The sequence below is a fragment of the Pedobacter sp. GW821-FHT01D05 genome (genome assembly GCF_059422505.1).
Genome location: NZ_JBWKXA010000002.1, coordinates 182,120 through 200,395, shown reverse-complemented (window position 1 = coordinate 200,395; position 18,276 = coordinate 182,120). Strand labels below are relative to the sequence as shown.

Annotated in this window: 16 protein-coding genes; 7 read left to right on the top strand and 9 right to left on the bottom strand. The window is 38.5% G+C overall.

All coding sequences use genetic code 11. From position 1 onward, the window contains the following. Positions 1 to 4 precede the first annotated feature (4 nt). Positions 5 to 766 (top strand): AAA family ATPase, encoded by a 762-nt coding sequence (locus AC07VK_RS09025; RefSeq protein WP_492959980.1) that lies wholly within the window; start codon positions 5 to 7, stop codon positions 764 to 766. A gap of 59 nt (positions 767 to 825) precedes the next feature. Next, positions 826 to 2,076 (top strand): metallophosphoesterase, encoded by a 1,251-nt coding sequence (locus tag AC07VK_RS09020; protein WP_492959979.1) that lies wholly within the window; start codon positions 826 to 828, stop codon positions 2,074 to 2,076. Between the two features lie 142 nt (positions 2,077 to 2,218). On the opposite strand, the gene AC07VK_RS09015 is transcribed toward AC07VK_RS09020, so the two are convergent. From AC07VK_RS09015 to AC07VK_RS09005, 3 genes are all read right to left on the bottom strand, one after another. Next, a complete protein-coding gene (locus AC07VK_RS09015; RefSeq protein ID WP_492955317.1) occupies positions 2,219 to 2,908 on the bottom strand; it encodes a response regulator transcription factor in 690 nt (229 codons plus the stop codon). Between the two features lie 94 nt (positions 2,909 to 3,002). Continuing rightward, a complete protein-coding gene (locus AC07VK_RS09010; RefSeq protein ID WP_492959977.1) occupies positions 3,003 to 4,676 on the bottom strand; it encodes a sensor histidine kinase in 1,674 nt (557 codons plus the stop codon). Between the two features lie 3 nt (positions 4,677 to 4,679). Further along, complete coding sequence (locus AC07VK_RS09005) at positions 4,680 to 6,563, bottom strand: S9 family peptidase (RefSeq protein ID WP_492959975.1); 1,884 nt, start codon at positions 6,561 to 6,563, stop codon at positions 4,680 to 4,682. 228 nt (positions 6,564 to 6,791) lie between these two features. On the opposite strand from AC07VK_RS09005, the gene AC07VK_RS09000 reads away from it, so the two are divergent. Further along, on the top strand, positions 6,792 to 8,615 hold the full coding sequence (locus AC07VK_RS09000; RefSeq protein ID WP_492959973.1) for a tetratricopeptide repeat protein: 1,824 nt from the start codon (positions 6,792 to 6,794) through the stop codon (positions 8,613 to 8,615). Between the two features lie 104 nt (positions 8,616 to 8,719). On the opposite strand, the gene AC07VK_RS08995 is transcribed toward AC07VK_RS09000, so the two are convergent. Next, a complete protein-coding gene (locus AC07VK_RS08995; RefSeq protein ID WP_492959971.1) occupies positions 8,720 to 9,277 on the bottom strand; it encodes a GNAT family N-acetyltransferase in 558 nt (185 codons plus the stop codon). Positions 9,278 to 9,667: 390 nt separating this feature from the next. Between AC07VK_RS08995 and AC07VK_RS08990 the strand changes: the two genes are divergently transcribed. Continuing rightward, positions 9,668 to 9,979: a DUF4286 family protein gene (locus AC07VK_RS08990; protein WP_492959969.1), complete on the top strand. Its 312-nt coding sequence runs from the start codon at positions 9,668 to 9,670 to the stop codon at positions 9,977 to 9,979. A 42-nt stretch (positions 9,980 to 10,021) separates the two neighbouring features. Here AC07VK_RS08990 and AC07VK_RS08985 read toward each other — a convergent pair whose 3' ends face one another. The 3 genes from AC07VK_RS08985 to dtd are packed head-to-tail and all read right to left on the bottom strand — an operon-like array spanning position 10,022 to position 12,404. After that, complete coding sequence (locus tag AC07VK_RS08985; protein WP_492959967.1) at positions 10,022 to 10,351, bottom strand: nucleotide pyrophosphohydrolase; 330 nt, start codon at positions 10,349 to 10,351, stop codon at positions 10,022 to 10,024. After that, positions 10,341 to 11,891 carry a glycosyltransferase family 39 protein gene (locus AC07VK_RS08980; RefSeq protein WP_492959965.1) on the bottom strand — a complete coding sequence of 517 codons (1,551 nt, stop codon included), beginning with the start codon at positions 11,889 to 11,891 and terminating at the stop codon, positions 10,341 to 10,343. The genes AC07VK_RS08985 and AC07VK_RS08980 overlap by 11 nt, the downstream gene beginning before the upstream one ends. Before the next feature lie 60 nt (positions 11,892 to 11,951). Next, positions 11,952 to 12,404, bottom strand: coding sequence for a D-aminoacyl-tRNA deacylase (gene dtd / locus AC07VK_RS08975; protein WP_492959963.1), 453 nt, complete (start codon positions 12,402 to 12,404; stop codon positions 11,952 to 11,954). Between the two features lie 30 nt (positions 12,405 to 12,434). Here dtd and AC07VK_RS08970 point away from each other — a divergent pair, with 30 nt between their 5' ends. Both AC07VK_RS08970 and AC07VK_RS08965 read left to right on the top strand, forming a co-directional pair. Beyond that, on the top strand, positions 12,435 to 13,460 hold the full coding sequence (locus tag AC07VK_RS08970; protein ID WP_492959961.1) for a hypothetical protein: 1,026 nt from the start codon (positions 12,435 to 12,437) through the stop codon (positions 13,458 to 13,460). Beyond that, positions 13,426 to 15,879, top strand: a complete 2,454-nt coding sequence (locus tag AC07VK_RS08965; RefSeq protein WP_492959959.1) for a hypothetical protein — start codon at positions 13,426 to 13,428, stop codon at positions 15,877 to 15,879. Before AC07VK_RS08970 ends, AC07VK_RS08965 begins: the two co-directional genes overlap by 35 nt. A gap of 134 nt (positions 15,880 to 16,013) precedes the next feature. On the opposite strand, the gene AC07VK_RS08960 is transcribed toward AC07VK_RS08965, so the two are convergent. Continuing rightward, complete coding sequence (locus AC07VK_RS08960; protein WP_492955305.1) at positions 16,014 to 17,060, bottom strand: 3-oxoacyl-ACP synthase III family protein; 1,047 nt, start codon at positions 17,058 to 17,060, stop codon at positions 16,014 to 16,016. A gap of 124 nt (positions 17,061 to 17,184) precedes the next feature. On the opposite strand from AC07VK_RS08960, the gene AC07VK_RS08955 reads away from it, so the two are divergent. After that, entirely contained in the window at positions 17,185 to 17,466 is a 282-nt protein-coding gene (locus AC07VK_RS08955) for an ATP-dependent Clp protease adaptor ClpS (RefSeq protein ID WP_029274160.1), read from the top strand. Between the two features lie 167 nt (positions 17,467 to 17,633). Here the strand turns inward: AC07VK_RS08955 and AC07VK_RS08950 are convergent, their stop codons facing one another. Next, the gene (locus tag AC07VK_RS08950; protein WP_492959957.1) at positions 17,634 to 18,233 is read right to left on the bottom strand and encodes a thioredoxin family protein; all 600 of its coding nucleotides are present in this window, start codon (positions 18,231 to 18,233) and stop codon (positions 17,634 to 17,636) included. Positions 18,234 to 18,276 lie beyond the last annotated feature (43 nt).

The following is an 18,276-nucleotide window of genomic DNA, read 5'->3' as shown; positions in this document are numbered from 1 at the left end:
ATTAATGGAGTTTAACGGATATCTTTTATCGCTGAGGTTAAAACAAGAACACTTTCCTAATGGATATCCGTTTAATATCCCATGCTTAAAATCTTTTGAAAAGTTAGACTTCCATCCCAATGTTACATTTTTTACCGGCGAAAACGGGGTTGGAAAATCGACCCTGATTGAAGCCATAGCGGTTTATCTTGGTTTTAACGCAGAAGGTGGCGGTAAGAATTTCAATTTTAAAAGCACGGCAACACATTCTGCATTGCATAACTTCCTCAGTATAACCAAAGGATTTAAACAAATTAAAGACGGTTATTTTTTAAGGGGAGAAAGTTTTTACAATGTTGCCAGCGAGATTGACAAACTTGATGAAGACGACCCGGATATACCTATATCTTCACCTAAGATAATCGCTTCTTATGGAGGCATTTCCTTACATGAACAATCGCATGGGGAATCTTTTTGGTCGCTATTTATGAACCGTTTTAGCGGCCATGGTGTTTATATACTCGATGAGCCCGAATCGGCACTTTCTGCCACGAAACAAATTGCCATGTTATCTAAAATCAATAATCTGGTAGGCAAAAATGCCCAATTCATCATCGCCACACACTCTCCGATCTTATTATCGTACCCTAATGCCTGGATATACGAAATGTCGCAAAGTAAAATAGCTAAGGTTAAATACGAGGAATCGGAAGTTTACAGGGTTTATAAAGCCTTTTTAGATCATCCTCAACGAATATTAGACAATTTATTTACTTCAAATACTTAATTTAGACAGCTCAATAGAACCTCTCTTATTTTTTAATTTAACTGGAATAACCCGATCGTATGGGAAGACTACCTTTCATCATTGCTGCCTGCATATTCATCATTGCTTTTGATATTTATTGTTATAAGGCCATTATCGCTGTTTTTAAAAAATGGAAACCGACTACTAAAAAAATATTTGGTATTGTTTACTGGACTTATAGCGCACTATTGATCATTGGTGTTTTCTGTGGAATTTACCTCAACCTTTTCCTTACGCTAAGGGCCATTATTCTAGTTGCCTTCTTTTTAACAGTTGCCTGTAAACTGGCTATGCTTCCATTTTTGATCTTGGATGATTTACGAAGGTTATTCGTTAAAATTTTCAGAAGGAACAAAAAAAGTGAAGTCTCAACAGCACAAAATACAACAGCAGAACCCATTTCACGCTCTGAGTTTCTGGTTAAAGCCGGATTGGTGGCAGCAGCAGTACCCTTAACTTCATTAAGCTGGGGCATTATTTCAGGCGCATACGATTATCAGGTACGACGGGTAAATTTAATCCTCCCTAACCTGCCCAAAGCTTTTGACGGCATTACCATGGGGCAGATTTCGGACATCCACTCTGGAAGTTTTTACAATAAAACAGCCGTAAAGGGCGGGGTAGAAATGCTATTGGGCGAGAAACCCGATTTTGTTTTTTTTACGGGAGACCTGGTGAATAACCTGACCAACGAGGTAAGAGATTATCAGGATATATTTTCGAAAGTAAAAGCACCTCTAGGTGTATATTCATCATTAGGAAACCACGATTATGGTGATTACTTTTTTGGCAAAGAATCTTCTCCTGCAAAGGTAAAAAACCTGAAAGATATGGTTGATGTGCATAAAGTAATGGGCTACGATTTACTCATGAACGAAAACCGCAGATTAAAGGTAGATGGAGAAGAAATCGGAATTTTAGGTATCGAAAACTGGGGAATGGGCCGTTTTCCTAAATACGGAAAAATGGAGCTTGCGGTTCAAAATACGGATGATTTACCCGTTAAACTTTTGCTGAGTCATGATCCTTCACACTGGCGCGGAGAGGTTTTGAAAAAATACCCGCAAATAGATGCCATGTTCAGCGGACATACCCACGGCATGCAGTTTGGCGTTCGTTTTAAAGCGGCTCAATGGAGCCCCGTGCAATACATTTACAAAGAATGGGCAGGTTTATACCAGGAGCAAAAACAACAGCTTTACGTTAATGTAGGCTATGGCTTTTTAGGTTATCCGGGCAGGGTTGGTATTTTACCTGAGATCACAATATTTACTTTGAAGAGAGCTTAGTAAATAAAACTCGTCATTTCGACTGATTGCAACGAAATGGAGAAATCTATTCTTAGTGATGTCAGATGTTACCATCTGACATCTAAAGAACCGTCAGATGGTAACATCTGACGGCACAATAACATCTGACGACGCAATATAATTATCCCGCGTTAAAGCGATAACCTACCCCCCTAACAGTCTGTAACAATTGTGGATTATCAGGATTCAATTCTATCTTTTTACGTAAGCGCACAATGTGCATATCGAGCGTTCTGGTGTTTACATCGGAGTTGTAACCCCATACCACCAACATCAATTCATCACGGTTAATTACTTTACCAGGGTTGCGCAAGAAATAAAGCAAAATACGGTTTTCCAATATCGTTAACTCAATTTTCTTTCCATCTCTAAACAATGTGTGGATGTTTGGATGATGTTCCATAGTACCAAAACGGTGAATTTCGGCTGTATCTTTATTCACGATAAATTTAACCTTGCTCTCCAACATGGCTACCAAAACATCCATATTAAATGGTTTGGTAATATAATCAGATGCCCCAAAGTTATAAGCGTCAATTTTATCTACATCCTGTGCTTTGGCAGTCATCATAATGATCAGGTTTTCGAAACCTTGCTTACGTGCATTCTCGCAAACTTCGGCGCCCTGTTTACCCGGCATCATCCAATCCAATAAAACAATATCTGGCTGATCGGCAACAATCATTCTTTCTCCAGCTTCGCCATCATTTGCTTCGAGCACAGTATAACCTTCAGCCTTTAAACGGTGGGCCACAAGAAAGCGAAGATTTTCATCATCTTCTACGATTAATATTTTTACTTCTTTTGACATTTGTATGTGTTTTATGTGGTTGTAATGTTGAAACGCTGCAAAGTTCGAATGTTGAACCTAACCTTATCACATTTCAACCTTTAACCTTCCTATTTTAACTATTATAAGGCAGTACAATTTTAAATTCAGTACCGCTTCCTACTTTGCTTTTTACAGAGATTTCTCCCTCCATAAAGTTAACCAGTTCTTTGCAGAATGCCAAACCCAGGCCTACACTGCCCATCTGGTTATATTCATTCTGAATTCTGAAAAACTTCTTAAATATATTGTTTAATTCTGATGCTGCGATACCTATTCCTTTATCGGCGAACCGGAAAACCAGCACCCCTTTGATCAGCTTTGCACTAATGTGTAATTTTTTCTGTTCTGGTTTCGAATATTTGTAGGCATTTTCTGCCAGATTATCGAATAAACTCCCCAATAATACCGGATCGGTAATAAAGGTTTTAAAGCCCACCACCTCATAGGTAATTTTGAAATCGGGATGTTTTAAGGTATGCGATTCGATTGTGCTTTCAATAAAATCTACAATATTAACTTCTTCCTGATTGAGTTTAATCGCCTTATTTTCGATCTGTGTAAAGGCCAGCAATTTGTTCATTAAACCATTCAGTTTGTCGGCTTCTTCATCCAGTATCTTGCCATAGAGCTGCTGCTCCCTCTGGCTTAATGTGGTAGCACTTTTAATATTGTTTCCCGCAATCTTAATCACGCTGACGGGCGTTTTAAACTCATGCGTAAGGTTATTCACAAAATCGTACTGCAGCTTAAACATTTTGCTGTTGATGTTGAGGTTACGGTAAATCAAAAAAGCAACCAATAAAAGCACACCATATACCAATAAAAGCACCAAGGCTATCGGCATAAAGTAAATAAAAATTTCTTTCTTGATGTAAGATCTTGATGAAATGAGGTATAATTTAAAATCAGAAAATGCGCCTGGCAGGGCAATTTCTGTATTGATATTTTCGTCAGAAGTATCAATCGGGTCATAAGTCAATGGTTCAATCCTGATGGTTTGGTACAACAATGGTCTGGTATTGATGATCTTTATTTTATGCGCATCGAGATTAAAAACCAGTACATCTTGTTGATAAACCGGCGCCGGATTTAACTTTCGCCTGATCATATCTTTGTAGGCCCTTAAATCTTCCCGGCGCGGAATATTTAAATAAGTGATTTTATTTTCATTGGAGTTAACGATAGAAAAATTGGTAAACAATTCTTCTTGTGTAGGTACCGATGTCGTATCCAGATCCTCAACAAAAGTAGCCAGTTTAATGGCTATTGCATTAAAATCGCTCCCCACATTAAAAGATCTCGTATCGTCTTCTGAATATAGTTTTACCGAATCGGGCTTAACACCTTTGCCAAACTGAAAAATAGATTTAGGGCCAATACCTAAGTGGTTTGCATTGATCCCATCCTTTACCGGAACATTCTTTACTTCTGTATCATAAAAAGTAACCTTCGAAATGAAAGGATACTTTAACATTACCGTATCTACAAACTTTGCTGCTGTAGAAGAATCTAAAAAGCCACTATAATATGAAATCTCGGGCATTTTATTCTGAAAGAAATCATTATAAGGCTTAATGCTTTGCTCTAGCACATTTACTTTCTCAGATACAAAATCGTTCTCAATCGATTTCTTGCTGTAATTAAACGCTAAAAAAAGCGATAGAATAAAAAGAATGGAAATGAGTACAATGAAGGTTATCCCGAGCGAGAAATTTTTACGATATCCACTTTTTTTATCTAAGGCCATACCCTATTTCTTACCTAGATTTTCCTGTAAAAATTCTTCTAATGCTTTGTACAGAGCCGTTCTGCTCTGTTGACGTACTATAGGGTTTGGACCTTCTTCCTTTTCGATATAGGTAACCTGAACATTCCGTTTTTTCAGCTCTTTGATAAACTGAACACCTTCTGCTACGTTAACACGAGGATCTTTAGGATTCTGTGCGATGAAAACAGGCGATTTAAACCGATCGGCATGGAAAACAGGCGATGCAAACCGCATATAATCGGTATCGGTTACCGGATTGCCAACAATTTCATAGTACATCTGCAAATTCGCTTTTAAAAACGGCGGAATGGTTTTCAGGTAACTAAACAAATTGATTACGCCTGAATTTGACCCACCACATTTATAAAGATCAGGATTTTTATACAAACAATTTAATGCGATATAACCACCAAAACCATTGCCATAAATGGCGATTTTTTTAGGGTTGGCAATTTTTTGCGCGATTAACCATTTTACACCATCATTAACGTCTTCCTGGATTTTATCGCTCCACTGCTTAAAACCAGCGGCATAAAAAGACTTACCATAGCCGGTAGATCCACGATAGTTTACCTGCAAAACAGCATAACCACGGTTAGCCAGGAACTGCACTTCTGCATTATAGCCCCAACTATTTCGCCCTGCAGGGCCATTATGCGGCAGCACCACTACAGGTAAATTAAAAGGCTTTTTATTTTTTGGCAAGGTTAAATAACCATTAATGGTTAAATTATCTGAGCTTTTAAAAGAGATTGGTTTCATGGCACTCATATCGCCCTGTTTAATAGAAGGGCTGATATCAGTTAGTTTTTTAAGTTTATTCTCACCAACGGTATAGAGGTAATAAGAACCCGGATTTTTATCCGTAAATGTTCTTACCACAAAAACCCTATCCATTTTATCTTTATCCATAATTTTCCATTCGGTACCTGGCAAAAGCCGGTCTATTTTCGAATAGGTAATTTTGGTACTGTCATCAAGGTAATATTTTTCCTTTTTCCAGGTTTCGCAGGTTACAAAAAGCATTTTCTTTTGCGGGCGCGAATATTTTGCATCTACAACGTTTAAGGTATCATTTGCAAAAAGCACCTGTTTCTCTTTACCGCTTTTTAAATCGAGTGCTACTAGTGCATTCTTATCCCTGTTTACATTAGAAATGGCATAAAGTACATTTGGTTGATCTTCTGAGAAGGCAACTGGTTGTAAAGTGGTTTCAAAATTATTGGTAATTACCGGAGCAAAGGCCTGGTTTTCGTTTTCGCGGTACATTAAGGTTTCATTCACGCCGTCGCTCGCTACAGCAATTTTTAGTACCCCCCTGTTATCCGTCATCCATTCGGTAATATTACCGGGATTTTTGGCAGCAATATCCATCTTCCCATTCCGAACATTTAAGCGGTAAACATCAAAAACGGTCGAATCGCGCTTGTTGGATGCAACAATAATGTATTTATCGTCAATTAACTGATCTTCTATTACCCTTAACCTACTTTTCTCGTTGGCACTTAGCTGAACCTGCTTGCTTCCATCTTTATTGATTACGAAAATATCCGATTTACGCTCTTTAGATTCATCTTCAGTGTAATAAATCAACTCATTATTACTGGTCCAGAAGTGGAAACTGATATTCTTTCCATTTAAATGGGTTAACTGAACACTGTTTCCGGTAGCAAGATCTTCAACAAAAAGATCAAGTTTTTTATCATGAAGTTTTAAATAAGAAAGGCTTTTCCCATCCGGGGCAATACGATAATAGGCTTTATCCTGCGTTTTAAAAAAATCATCCACAGGAATAGTATCATTGTTAGTGCCCTTACAAGCCCAAATCAATGCAACCATTAACAATAGAAAAATCCTGTTTAGCATAAATAAATCCTTTACGGGATGACAAAAATAAGTATCACAACAACTTAACCGCGATTTACACCAACAATGTTACTTATGCAATCAATAATAAGTCGTGGGTCAATTTAGTATTTATAAAATTTCTACAAAATAAAATACAGGTAACATTTAAAATACGTTTAATATGAATTGACGGTTTAGCTAAAGATGTATTAAAATGTTACATTTAAAACTTATAATTTAGGGTTTATGAACCGCTTGTTTTTCATCGTATTCTTATTTCTATCGCTTGGGGCCAATGCACAAATCTTTCGCTCCAATCAGCAGATTGCGCCTGATGAAAGTAGTCTGGCTATTCAATATTATCAGGATGGAGAATATGAAAAGGCGGTTGTACTACTGGAAAAACTCTATCCCATTCCCAATAATGAAGCCTATTTCGATATTTACTTTAATACACTCGTAAAATTGAAGCGTTATGATGTGGCAGAGAAAGTGGTTAAAAGGGAAATCAAAAAAAATCCGCAGAGCGATATTTATCCAATAGCATTGGGCAAGCTTTATCAGGAGAAAGGCGATACACAAAATTCAAATAAAATTTTCAGCGATGTGATCAGCAAACTTCCCAAGGATGAGTTCAAGATCAGAAATTTGGCCAACAGCTTTTATCGCTTCGAAAATTACGATTATGCGGTACAAACTTTTAAGCAGGGCAGAAAACTACTGGGCAACGACCAAATGTTTACCTTCGAGTTATTAAATATCTACCGTTTTAAAAAGGATAAAGCCATGCTCATGCAGGAATATCTTGATGCACTTGGAACAATGCCGCAGCTTTTACCGCAGGCTGAAGCCGTACTCGCCTCTATTTTTGAAGATAAAAACGACTATCAAACCTTTCAGGCAGCCATTTTAAGAAAAATACAGAAAGAACCAGATGCCGAAATTTATATTCAGTTGCTTACCTGGAATTATATTCAACAACAGGAATTTGACATGGCCCTGCGCCAGTTAATTGCGTACGATAAACGTACTAAGGCTGACGGTGGTACCCTGTTTAATGCCATTTATACCTTTGTTGATAATGGCGCTTACGAAACAGCAATTAAAGCCTACGACTATCTGTTAACTAAAGGAAAGGATAACCAGTACTATCTTCCTTCAAAAATAGAAATGCTGAATACCAAGTATAACCTGCGTACCAATGGGAAATATGCAGTTGCCGACCTTGATCTGCTGGCCAAAGATTATCAGGCTTTATTAGACGAAAACGGCAAGAACAGGAACACACTTTTTGCCATAAAAAAACTGGCAAACCTGCAGGCTTATTATTTAAATCAACCCGGCAGTGCAGAAAAAGAACTGGAAGAAGCGATAAAAATGCCTGGCATTAACGATCAGGACTTAGGCCAGCTAAAACTCGATTTAGGCGATATTTACATTTTAACCAACCAACCCTGGGAAGCTTTTTTAGTGTACGAGCAGGTGAGTAAACAGTTTGAAGGACAACCCGTAGGAAATGAGGCACGTTTCAGGAGCGCCAAACTTTCCTTTTATCAGGGTAATTTCGAATACAGCAATGGTCAGTGTTTGGTTTTAAAGGCGGCAACTTCGCAGCTTATTGCAAACGATGCCTTGAACCTGAGTTTGCTGATTAACGATAACATTCAAACCCCCGCAGACAGTAATGCTTTAAAAATGTATGCTGACGCAGAGATGCTTTTATTTAGAAACCTGCCCGAACGTGCTGTTAAGAAAATGGACAGCATTGCGATAGCCTTTCCGCAAAATAGCTTAACTGATGCGATAATGATGAGTAAAGCAAGGATTTTCATCAAGGCTAACGATTTTCAAAAAGCGGCCGATATTCTGAAAAAAGTAACGGAAGATTTTAAAGATGGTATCTGGACAGATGATGCCCTTTTTACCTTAGGCGATCTTTATGAAAAGAAATTGAACGACATTGCGCAAGCCAAAATTTATTTTCAGAAACTGATTACGGATTACCCGGGGAGTATGTTTAGTGCCGAGGCCAGAAAAAGATTTAGGAATTTACGCGGAGATGGAGTTTGATTGGTTCATTAGCCATTAGTTCATTCGTAATGGTTAATCGGTTAACTGAAAACTGGCAACTGGTTAATTGATGCCAAACGCCTATCGCTAAACGCCAAACCAATCTACCGTTTCCAGTCCCAAATCACAACATTCCATTCTACAGCACTGCCATCGGTATAAGTATGAATAACCTCGAAGCCAATACGTTTATGTGCATTCATCGACCGTAAATTAATGGTTGCAATTTCGGTGATTGCAAAATCGTATTTAGATTTAAAATACTCTTTATAAGCATGATAACATTGATCGAATAAACCTTTTCCTCTATAATTCTGACTAACACAAACCTGTCCTACAACAACATAAGAGAAAGAAGAAACGGGTTTACCCTGGTATTGAATCTGATCGAAACTTTCGTACATTTCAACCAGTCTTGGGATGTCATTTTTAGACTGTTCGGTCATGGCCAACACATAAGCCACAACCAGCTCTCCATCTTTTGCAATAATATTGGGTTCATGCTGATGCATCTTTTCCAGATCATCAAGCGAATGTGAAACCGTAACAAAACCCTGTTCCTTTATTTGTTCGGGGCTTAAATCTTTTTTTAGGTTTTGTTTTTGGAGTTCAAGAACCCCTTCAAGTTCTTTAGTGGTAGATGAATTGACAATGGTAATCATTTCTGAATGGCAGATAATTTAGGCATCTAATGCAATGATAGTTAACGTTAGCAACAAAATGAAGCAAATGCTTGCTAATATTAAGATCCTCGCACCGTGCTGCCGATCAGTTAATGAATAAGAAAAAACTTTCTCACCCGTACTCAGTGTTCTTTTTTTCTTCATTAAATCCCAGCCAATAACCAGTCCTAAAATCCCTCCGAAAATTGCCGTCAGGTAACCAGTATAAATGTAATTGCGGGTCGAGTTATCTATTTTTTGAGAGTCGTTAGTTCGTATCATGCTTAAAAACAATGGGAATTGACAAATTTAAATGATTCATATCACTTTAAAGAATAAAATCCTTTATCATCAATTTTTTAACATTTATATATTATTTACCTTTGTGCCATGTTTTTATATAATGTTACGCTTATCTTAGATGATGCAGCTGCCGAAGAATGGTTACAATGGATGCAAGATGTTCATATCCCTGAAGTGATGGCTACGGGTATGTTTATTTCCAACCGTTTATTAAAGGTTGTAGATTCACCGAACGAAGGGGTAACCTATTGCGCCCAGTATGTTGCCGAAACATTAGATCATTACCATAAATACCAGGATATATTTGCTCCAACCCTACAGGCAAAGTTAAACGAAAGGTATAAAAACCGTTTTGTAGCTTATAGAAGTTTAATGGAGTTTATACCCCCAACGCCCTAAAGGGGGCTTAAGCGCTAAAGATATAAGTCCCCTTCAGGAGATTTAGGGGTTCAGCTTCTCATTATTCTTATGCCTATCGGCGTCGCGGACGCTCTTTTTTTCCAGGTTCTTTTCTAAAGCATCGGTAAGGTTTATGCCTGTTTGATTAGCCAGACAGATTAAAACGAACATCACATCGGCCATTTCATCGGCGAGGTTTACCGCTTCATCGCTTTTTTTAAACGACTGCTCGCCATATTTGCGGGCCATAATACGGGCTACCTCTCCAACTTCTTCCATCAAGATGGCCGTATTGGTGAGTTCGTTAAAATAACGGATGCCTGTAGTTTTAATCCAACGGTCTACGGTTTCCTGTGCTTCGTTAATGGTCATGTTTTTCTTCTTCTATTTCTGAATTGATTCTACTATTAATATCAATATTGGCGTCTTCGAGTAAAAAAACGCTTGCTCCTTTTTCTCTGGCATATGGCGTTCTTACCTCACCAATTTTGGTAATCTTCCCAAAAAACGGCCGTTCTTTTTTACGCTGGGGATCCTCTTCATTTGGCTCCCTTATTAAGATTACATGTTTAATCGGTTTATCAATTTTAAACCAGTACAAGTAATCGGCATTATAGGCAACAGCATTGATATTTTTAAATTTCGAGTAATAATTGATGGCCCCAGCCTCTCCGTAATTATCAGCACGGACCAGCAAAGCTGATTTATCTTTAACCCTGGCATAGGCAATATCGGTTAAGGCAGCCATTTCTTTCCAGCCCTGCATATCGGCAAAATCCTGAGGCAGGTCGTGCTGTAAACCATCTTCCCAACGCAACATGCCAATTTTAGCAAATTTCTCATGTTTGGCTATAATCTGCTCTGGACTTAAAACCGGATAAGCAAATTTCAGGGTAAGTCTAAACAGTGCGATGGGTAAAATGACCATCAATACTTTCAAATATTTTTTCCAGCCATTATTAAATACGAAGCTGAAATAAGTACAGCCAGCAGCGATAATTACAGGATACAAACCTGAAGCATAATATCCTTTTGCCCTAAACCAAGTGAACAAGATAATGGAAATGATAAAGCCGAAAATTATCCAACGGAAAGCCGTAAATGGCTTATAAAACAGCAAGGCAATAATCCCCGCCAAAACAATAAAAATAATATTGAAGTAGTAGAGCAACTGATCTTTCAGAAAATCGACCCTGTTAATTTTATCCAATTGCGTTGCGGCTAATTCTTTCATATGACCAACAACCGGAAAATGATGTGTATACTGCCAGATGAGGTTAGGCAATATCATTAATAAAGCCAGCAATGCAGCTAAATAGAGATGTTTATTCCTGAAAACCTGTCGTTGGTTTGAGATCAGCAAAGCGGGGATTACACCTGCTGCCAAAAACACAATGCTGTATTTATTTAAAAAGCCCAAGCCAAGAGCAATGCCTGTAAAATAGAGGAATCTATTTTCTTTCGTATCAACAAACCTGATGAGAAAGAAATAAACAGCCGTCCAGCTTAAAATATCGAAGGCGTTAGGTTGAAAAAGTAGATCTAAACGTCCGACAGCACAGCAGATCAAAGCAATTGCCGACAAGACTTTCGCGTATAAATTACCTTTTAGGGCACCTACAATTTTCCAGGTAAAAACCAGGGTTGCTGCACCAATGCTGGCTGACACCAGACGAACTGCTGCCTCGCCACTACCCAGTAATTTAATAATCAGCGCAAATATGGAGGTTACCGGCGGTACAGATTGAAAACCCCAGGCCAAATGATTTGCTTGGTCTAAGTGTAAAAACTCATCGCGGTGTAAACTATATGCTGCATTGACCAGGAAGAAAGGTAAAATCAGTTTCAAAATAACGAAGAAAACAAGAACACCTAAATCCACCGGAGTGGCATTTGACTTTTTAAGATTCATATCATTTTCCATACTTGTGCTACTTTCAGGTAATCTGGCCGTTAAACTGCTCCTATACGCTTATTCTTTATCCTTCGTATCAATCAAAATCGTAACTGGTCCATCATTTAAAAGTGCGATTTTCATATCAGCCCCAAAAATTCCGGTTTTTACTCTTTTACCCAATAAAGCAGATAGCTTTTCGATCATTTTCTCGTAAAGAGGAATCGCCACATCTGGTCGCGCTGCCCTTGTAAAACCCGGACGGTTTCCTTTTTTGGTAGATGCAAACAAGGTAAACTGGCTAATCAATAAAATATCTCCACCCACATCGGCAAGTGCTTTATTCATCATCCCGTTTTCATCTCCAAAAACACGCATCCCGATAATTTTCTGTGCCAGCCAGTCCAAATCCGTCAAAGCATCGGCATCTTCTATGCCTAATAAGACTAAAAATCCGTTTTCAATTGCTCCCGTAACCTCACCATCAACCGTGCAACTCGCCTGTGTAACTCTTTGTAAAACTGCTCGCATTTTATACTACTTTTGCTCAATAAAATTGATATGCGCAAGATAAGTATTTTAGTGATTTTTGTATTTCTCTTCTTTGGCTGCAAACAAAAAACAGTTGTTCACCCTACTTTTTATTATTGGAAAACGGATTATCAGAACAAAAAGGAAGAAACCAGTTACCTAGATCAATTTAAATCTAACTCTTTGTACGTGCGTATTATGGATGTAGATTTTAATCCAGATCTGCAGCTGCCTGTACCTGTTTCGCCGATTAAATTTTCAGACCCACTACCTAAACAGATCGATATTATCCCTGTTGTGTTTATCGTTAACGAGGTTTTTAACAAGATTGACACCATGCAAACAGCCGTTATGGCTGATCGCATTGCCAAATTTGTAGCCGCAAAGGTAAAACAGGCAGGAAAGCAAAACTATGCAGAATTACAGATTGATTGTGATTGGACCAAAGGCACCAGAAACAGGTATTTTAAATTTCTCGAACAATTAAAGGGAAATGCGCTTTTAAAAGGAAAAACCGTTTCGGTAACCCTGCGTCTGCATCAGGTTAAAAACATTGTATCAAGCGGCGTACCTCCCGTAGAGAAAGCCATTTTAATGTGTTACAATATGGGTAACCTACGTAAGTATGGCGAACAAAACTCTATATTGGATCAGTACGAAATGGATATCTACTTAAAAGATTTCCTGGAACAATATCCCTTACCACTTGATGTGGCCTTACCCATTTTCGAATGGGCAGTGGTATTCAGAAACGGGCAATATGCGGGTATTTCCAAACGGATAGGCAAAACACAAATCGAAGATAAAAAACTTTTTAAACAGAGAGGAAATTCCATTCTCTATGATCTTTTGGTTGATTATCCTGCAGCCGGGTTAAAAAAAGGAGATGTGGTGAGGTGGGAACAGATTTCTGCTAAAGATTTACTTTCGACCTCTAAATTTTTATCCCGACATTTAAGCCCTAGGACTCGAAACCTTGTTTTTTACCATTTAGACACCGACCTATTAAAACATTTTACCAATGAAGACGTTCAAAAAGTTATCGCTAATTTTTAGTGTATTCCTGATTACTTTTTTCGGCGAAATTGCCGTAAATCTTGCCTGTGGTGGCGAGATAGATCCTTATGATTATTATGTTTCTTACTTTCACAACAATGTTGAAGGAGATGAATATTCGCCTTTTGCCTACAACCAGATGGTTTACCTCAACAGCGAAACGGATATAGAAAGCGAGCCCGATATTAACAGTCGAGAATGGGCGAAATACCTTAATATTAAAAAAGAGGATGTGCTAAAAGTAATGTACAAAACTGATAGCGCAACTGATGCAAAACTCATTAATTTTAATGGTAACGTTTCACAATTACCCGATAGCTTACAACAGAATAGTTTTATCCAGGGGTTAAGCAAACGCAAAGAATCACTAAAGTATTACCAATTTGCCAAAAGCTGCGAACCATTGGCCAATGTAGATTTTAGTCTTTGGGATCCAAAGCCTCGCGATACGACCGCCATGGGTTCAAAAGCCCAAGAAGGCCTAAAATTGACAGAAGCAGAAAAAGATGATTTTCTGAAACTGCGTTACGCTTACCAAGCTGAACGGATGTTCCATTTTGCAGGTTATCATGCCGAGAGTAAATCAACTTACGAGAAATACATTAAAACCAGTAAGGTAAACAGTGCGGTTAAGGGCTGGGCATTGGCATTGTATGCAGGTTCTACCCGCAGGCTGGGCAATCCCGAAGAATCTGCCTTTTTGTTCTCGAAAGTTTTTGCAAGCAACCCTGAACGGAGAGTACAGGCTTATAAAAATTATTATTACACCAGCTCGCCTGTTAATGGGGCGCTAAAATACGCCAAAACCAATAACGAGAAAGCCAATATCTGGGCGATAAACGGGTTTGGTGATGCTGATTCAGGAATAGAAAGCTTGAATAAAGTTTATCAATACGAACCAAAAAGCCAGCTTAACGGCGCGCTGTTGGTGCGCGAAGTAAATAAATTAGAACAAGATCTTATTGAGGCGAATGACATAGCCAAAATTGGTTATAATTATTATTTCTCGGATAACGGCAATTCTAAATATAAAGACAGCCTAAAAAACATCAATTTAAAACACCTGAATGAAATCAGGAACTTTGCAGTAAAACTGGCTACCGAAAAAAAATATCCACAGCCAGAGCTGGGTACATTAACCGCAGCTTATTTATCGTGGATGGAGAACAAAGATTTTCTGGCGACAAATTACCTTGCCATACTAAAGCCAGATAAATTACCAGAAAGATTACGCGACCAATACCGCATTACCGATTTATTGATCAAGGCAAAAAACATCAAAAAAGGCAATCCTTTTAATGAGAACGATTTATTGCCGACCTTAAAATGGCTTGACGAAAAGCGTTTTGCAGAAAACAGCGAACAGCCAAAAGGGCAATATTACTATGATACCGATCGTGCCAGTAAACGCTTTAGCAGAACCACGAGGAATTTCTACCAGCAAATATTGGCGCCAGCTTATTTGAATATGGGCGATACTGCAAAAGCAGCATTGGCAATGGTTAAAGGCGATCTGGAATATAAAACATTAAAGGAGAATTCACTTTTCCAGAACATGAGTTATCAGAGTATTACTTTTTGGCAGAAAAACTTAAGTCCGAAAAGCATGCAGGGCTTAGCTGTTTATAAAACCAGGGCGGCAGGCAATGATGTTACCGCTTTGTTGGCTTCGGCTTTAAACCAGCTTAAAAATGATGATTTTTATGAACTTTTTGGCACAACTTACTTGCGCACACATCAATATGATAAGGCTGTGCAAATGTTTGCAAAGGTTTCGCCAAGTTATAAATACTTCAATCCAGAGAACTGGTATGGAGATGAATCCAACGCAAAACTTTATGCTAATCCTTTCATCGAAACGATAAATGATTATCCTAAAAAATATGTAACGGCTAAAACTTCGGTTACCAAAAAGGCTTTTGCTGCAGAAATGCTCCGCTTACAGAAATTAACCATTAGTGATAAAAAGAATGCCGCACTTTACTATTATAAAATGGCTAACGCCGTTTACCAAACTGGTTATTTTGGTAACAGTTGGTTCCTGATCAGTTACGATTGGTCATCATACGACAATAGTAACCCGGCAAAATATGTATACGATGGCGATTACAAAAAAGCACAGACCGCAAAAGCCTGGTATTTAAAGGCCAGGGCACTAAGTACCAATGCTGATTTTAAAGCAAAATGTACTTTTATGTTGGCAAAATGTTTGCAGAAACAGATCATCATGAATGCGAACCCACTATCATTTTATTATTACGATAAAAAAGATGTGAAATGGAGAAACTTCATCAAGGCAAATTACAACAATCCTTATCTTAAAGAATTAAGGTTTAGCTATGCAAAAACACCTTTTTATGCTGTGGCGGCAGGCGAGTGTAGTTATTTAGGAGATTTTATCAGGCCTAAAACGCAATAGCCCAATCGACTACGCCACTATTAACAGCTTCAAATGAACGGTCGTCATCTCGACCGAAGCAACGCGGAGTGGAGAGATCTTTAGAGATAGATTTCTCGACTTCGTTGCAATCGATCGAAATGACGAACCTATGGTTACCACCTAATCAATGCACTGGCCCAGGTAAAGCCCGATCCGAATGCGGCAAGGCATACCAGATCGCCATCTTTAATTTTTCCCGCTTCCCATGCTTCGCATAAGGCAATGGGAACAGAAGCTGCTGTGGTATTGCCATATTTTTGGATATTATTAAAAACCTGATCATCATTTAAACCCAACAACTGCTGCACATACTGGCTGATACGCAGATTTGCCTGATGTGGCACCAACATATCAATATCTTTCTCTGTTAAATTATTGGCAGCCAAGGCCTCTTTAATTACTTCTGGGAACTTCACTACTGCTTTTTTAAAAACCGATGGTCCATCCATATAAGGTAAAGCGGCACCACTGTCTAAAATTTCCTGTGTCATAAATAGTCCCCCCAACTCTTGTTCCGGATAGGCAGGTTTATCTTTTAACCATTTATTGGCATGAGAACCTGGATAATACATGGCCAGGATTTCGGCATCGGCACCATCGCTATGTAAATGTGTACTTAAAATCCCTTTTCCAGGCTCGTCTGTAGGTTGCAGTACCACAGCGCCAGCGCCATCGCCAAAAATTACAGATACGTTGCGGCTACGGGTCTCGAAATCCATCGCGAACGAATGTTTTTCGCTCCCCACTACCAGCACATTTTTATACATACCTGTTTTTACAAACTGATCGGCCACAGAAAGTGCATAAACAAAGCCCGAACATTGGTTTCGGATATCTAAGGCACCAATTTCACCCATGCCCATTTCGCGTTGCAATAACACGCCACAACCTGGAAAATAATAATCGGGGCTTAATGTGGCAAAAACGATAAAATCGACATCCTTAGCGGTAATCCCAGCCCTGTCGATCGCAATTTTGGCTGCTTCAATACCCATTGTAGTAGTGGTTTCCTCATTTCGATCGGCAAAACGGCGTTCTTTAATGCCGGTACGCTCCTGGATCCATGCATCATTGGTATCCATAAAACGGCTTAAATCATCGTTGGTATATATATTTTTCGGAACGTAGTAACCTATTCCCGCAATTTTAGACTGGTGCATGCTATTATTTATATTTTGGTTAAACAAAGTTAATCATTTATTGCCTAAGCCATTATTATTAACAAAGGAACAAAATCTTGTTACTCGATACTAAATACTTGATACTAATGTTTATTTTTGCACCATGTCTACAGAAACCAAAGAAGAGACCTTTACGCTCGAAGAAATTTTAACTTCCCTAAAAACCGTACATCGCCTTATTTTGTGGAATGATGATATCAATACTTTCGATCATGTGATTTACTGCATGATGAAATATCTCGATTATAACGAATCGCAGGCTGAAAAAATTGCCTGGAAAGTGCATAATGACGGAAAATGTCCAGTTTTGGAAGGATCATTTACCGAGATGGAAGTTTACCGTAAAATTTTACAGCAAGAAGGATTAACTGTTTCTGTTGATTAGCATTACTTGTTTCTAGAACTACCCGCGCAATAACGCCATTTCGAGCGAAGTGCAACGAAGTCGAGAACCGTGTAGTGCTCAGCGAAGCTAAATCTATTTAGGCAGATCTCTCTCCCGAACATTCGGGACTTCGCTACAGTCGAGATGGCGACTATTCTATATAAAGATTAACCCTCCAGCCCTTTCAAAAGTTCTAATAATCCGGCCTGTGTGGTTTGTGTTTTATCTTTAGCATACCAGCCATGAAGTTTTTCTGCCAAAACCGACATTTCAGTATTTTCTTTTCTCCACTCCTTTAAAAGCTCCTGCAAAATTTGTGGTCTTGGGCCCCAGGTTCCTAAAACCTGGTCTGCTGATTCATTTAACACAATTAAAACCGGAATAGCTCTTCCACCATTGGTTAAATGCGCATCAATTAATGGCAAATTTTTATCTCTAAGCACAAATTTCAGATCAATTTTACCTAATGACGCAGTTGCGATTTTATTGAATATCGGAACAATCTGTGCAGCATCGCCACACCAGCCTTCAGTAATCACCAAAAACTTATAATTTTCTTTAAGATGATCAATGGTCGAAATCAACTCATCATTTAAGCTGATCGTCTTATCCACGCGGCTCATCCTTTGCACATTCATTTTAGTATAATGCAAATCGTAGGTTACATCACCGGTTGCCTTTCCCTCTAACAGAAGTTGATCAATCAATGCACGGTAAGTTAAATAGTCAATACCTTGTTCCTCAAAAATTTCGCGATAATTTATCATAAGATTTCCTAAAAATACAGCGCAAAGGAAAGGAGAAATTCAA

Bases quoted from the DNA above. Each gene is read 5' to 3' on its own strand.
- AC07VK_RS08990 (WP_492959969.1), top strand. From the start codon at position 9,668: ATGTTTTTATATAATGTTACGCTTATCTTAGATGATGCAGCTGCCGAA.
- AC07VK_RS08970 (WP_492959961.1), top strand. From the start codon at position 12,435: ATGCGCAAGATAAGTATTTTAGTGATTTTTGTATTTCTCTTCTTTGGC.
- AC07VK_RS09020 (WP_492959979.1), top strand. From the start codon at position 826: ATGGGAAGACTACCTTTCATCATTGCTGCCTGCATATTCATCATTGCT.
- AC07VK_RS08955 (WP_029274160.1), top strand. From the start codon at position 17,185: ATGTCTACAGAAACCAAAGAAGAGACCTTTACGCTCGAAGAAATTTTA.
- AC07VK_RS08985 (WP_492959967.1), bottom strand. From the start codon at position 10,351: ATGACCATTAACGAAGCACAGGAAACCGTAGACCGTTGGATTAAAACT.
- AC07VK_RS08995 (WP_492959971.1), bottom strand. From the start codon at position 9,277: ATGATTACCATTGTCAATTCATCTACCACTAAAGAACTTGAAGGGGTT.
- AC07VK_RS08960 (WP_492955305.1), bottom strand. From the start codon at position 17,060: ATGCACCAGTCTAAAATTGCGGGAATAGGTTACTACGTTCCGAAAAAT.
- AC07VK_RS08980 (WP_492959965.1), bottom strand. From the start codon at position 11,891: ATGAATCTTAAAAAGTCAAATGCCACTCCGGTGGATTTAGGTGTTCTT.
- dtd (WP_492959963.1), bottom strand. From the start codon at position 12,404: ATGCGAGCAGTTTTACAAAGAGTTACACAGGCGAGTTGCACGGTTGAT.
- AC07VK_RS08950 (WP_492959957.1), bottom strand. From the start codon at position 18,233: ATGATAAATTATCGCGAAATTTTTGAGGAACAAGGTATTGACTATTTA.
- AC07VK_RS08965 (WP_492959959.1), top strand. From the start codon at position 13,426: ATGAAGACGTTCAAAAAGTTATCGCTAATTTTTAGTGTATTCCTGATT.
- AC07VK_RS09010 (WP_492959977.1), bottom strand. From the start codon at position 4,676: ATGGCCTTAGATAAAAAAAGTGGATATCGTAAAAATTTCTCGCTCGGG.
- AC07VK_RS09025 (WP_492959980.1), top strand. From the start codon at position 5: ATGGAGTTTAACGGATATCTTTTATCGCTGAGGTTAAAACAAGAACAC.
- AC07VK_RS09000 (WP_492959973.1), top strand. From the start codon at position 6,792: ATGAACCGCTTGTTTTTCATCGTATTCTTATTTCTATCGCTTGGGGCC.
- AC07VK_RS09015 (WP_492955317.1), bottom strand. From the start codon at position 2,908: ATGTCAAAAGAAGTAAAAATATTAATCGTAGAAGATGATGAAAATCTT.
- AC07VK_RS09005 (WP_492959975.1), bottom strand. From the start codon at position 6,563: ATGCTAAACAGGATTTTTCTATTGTTAATGGTTGCATTGATTTGGGCT.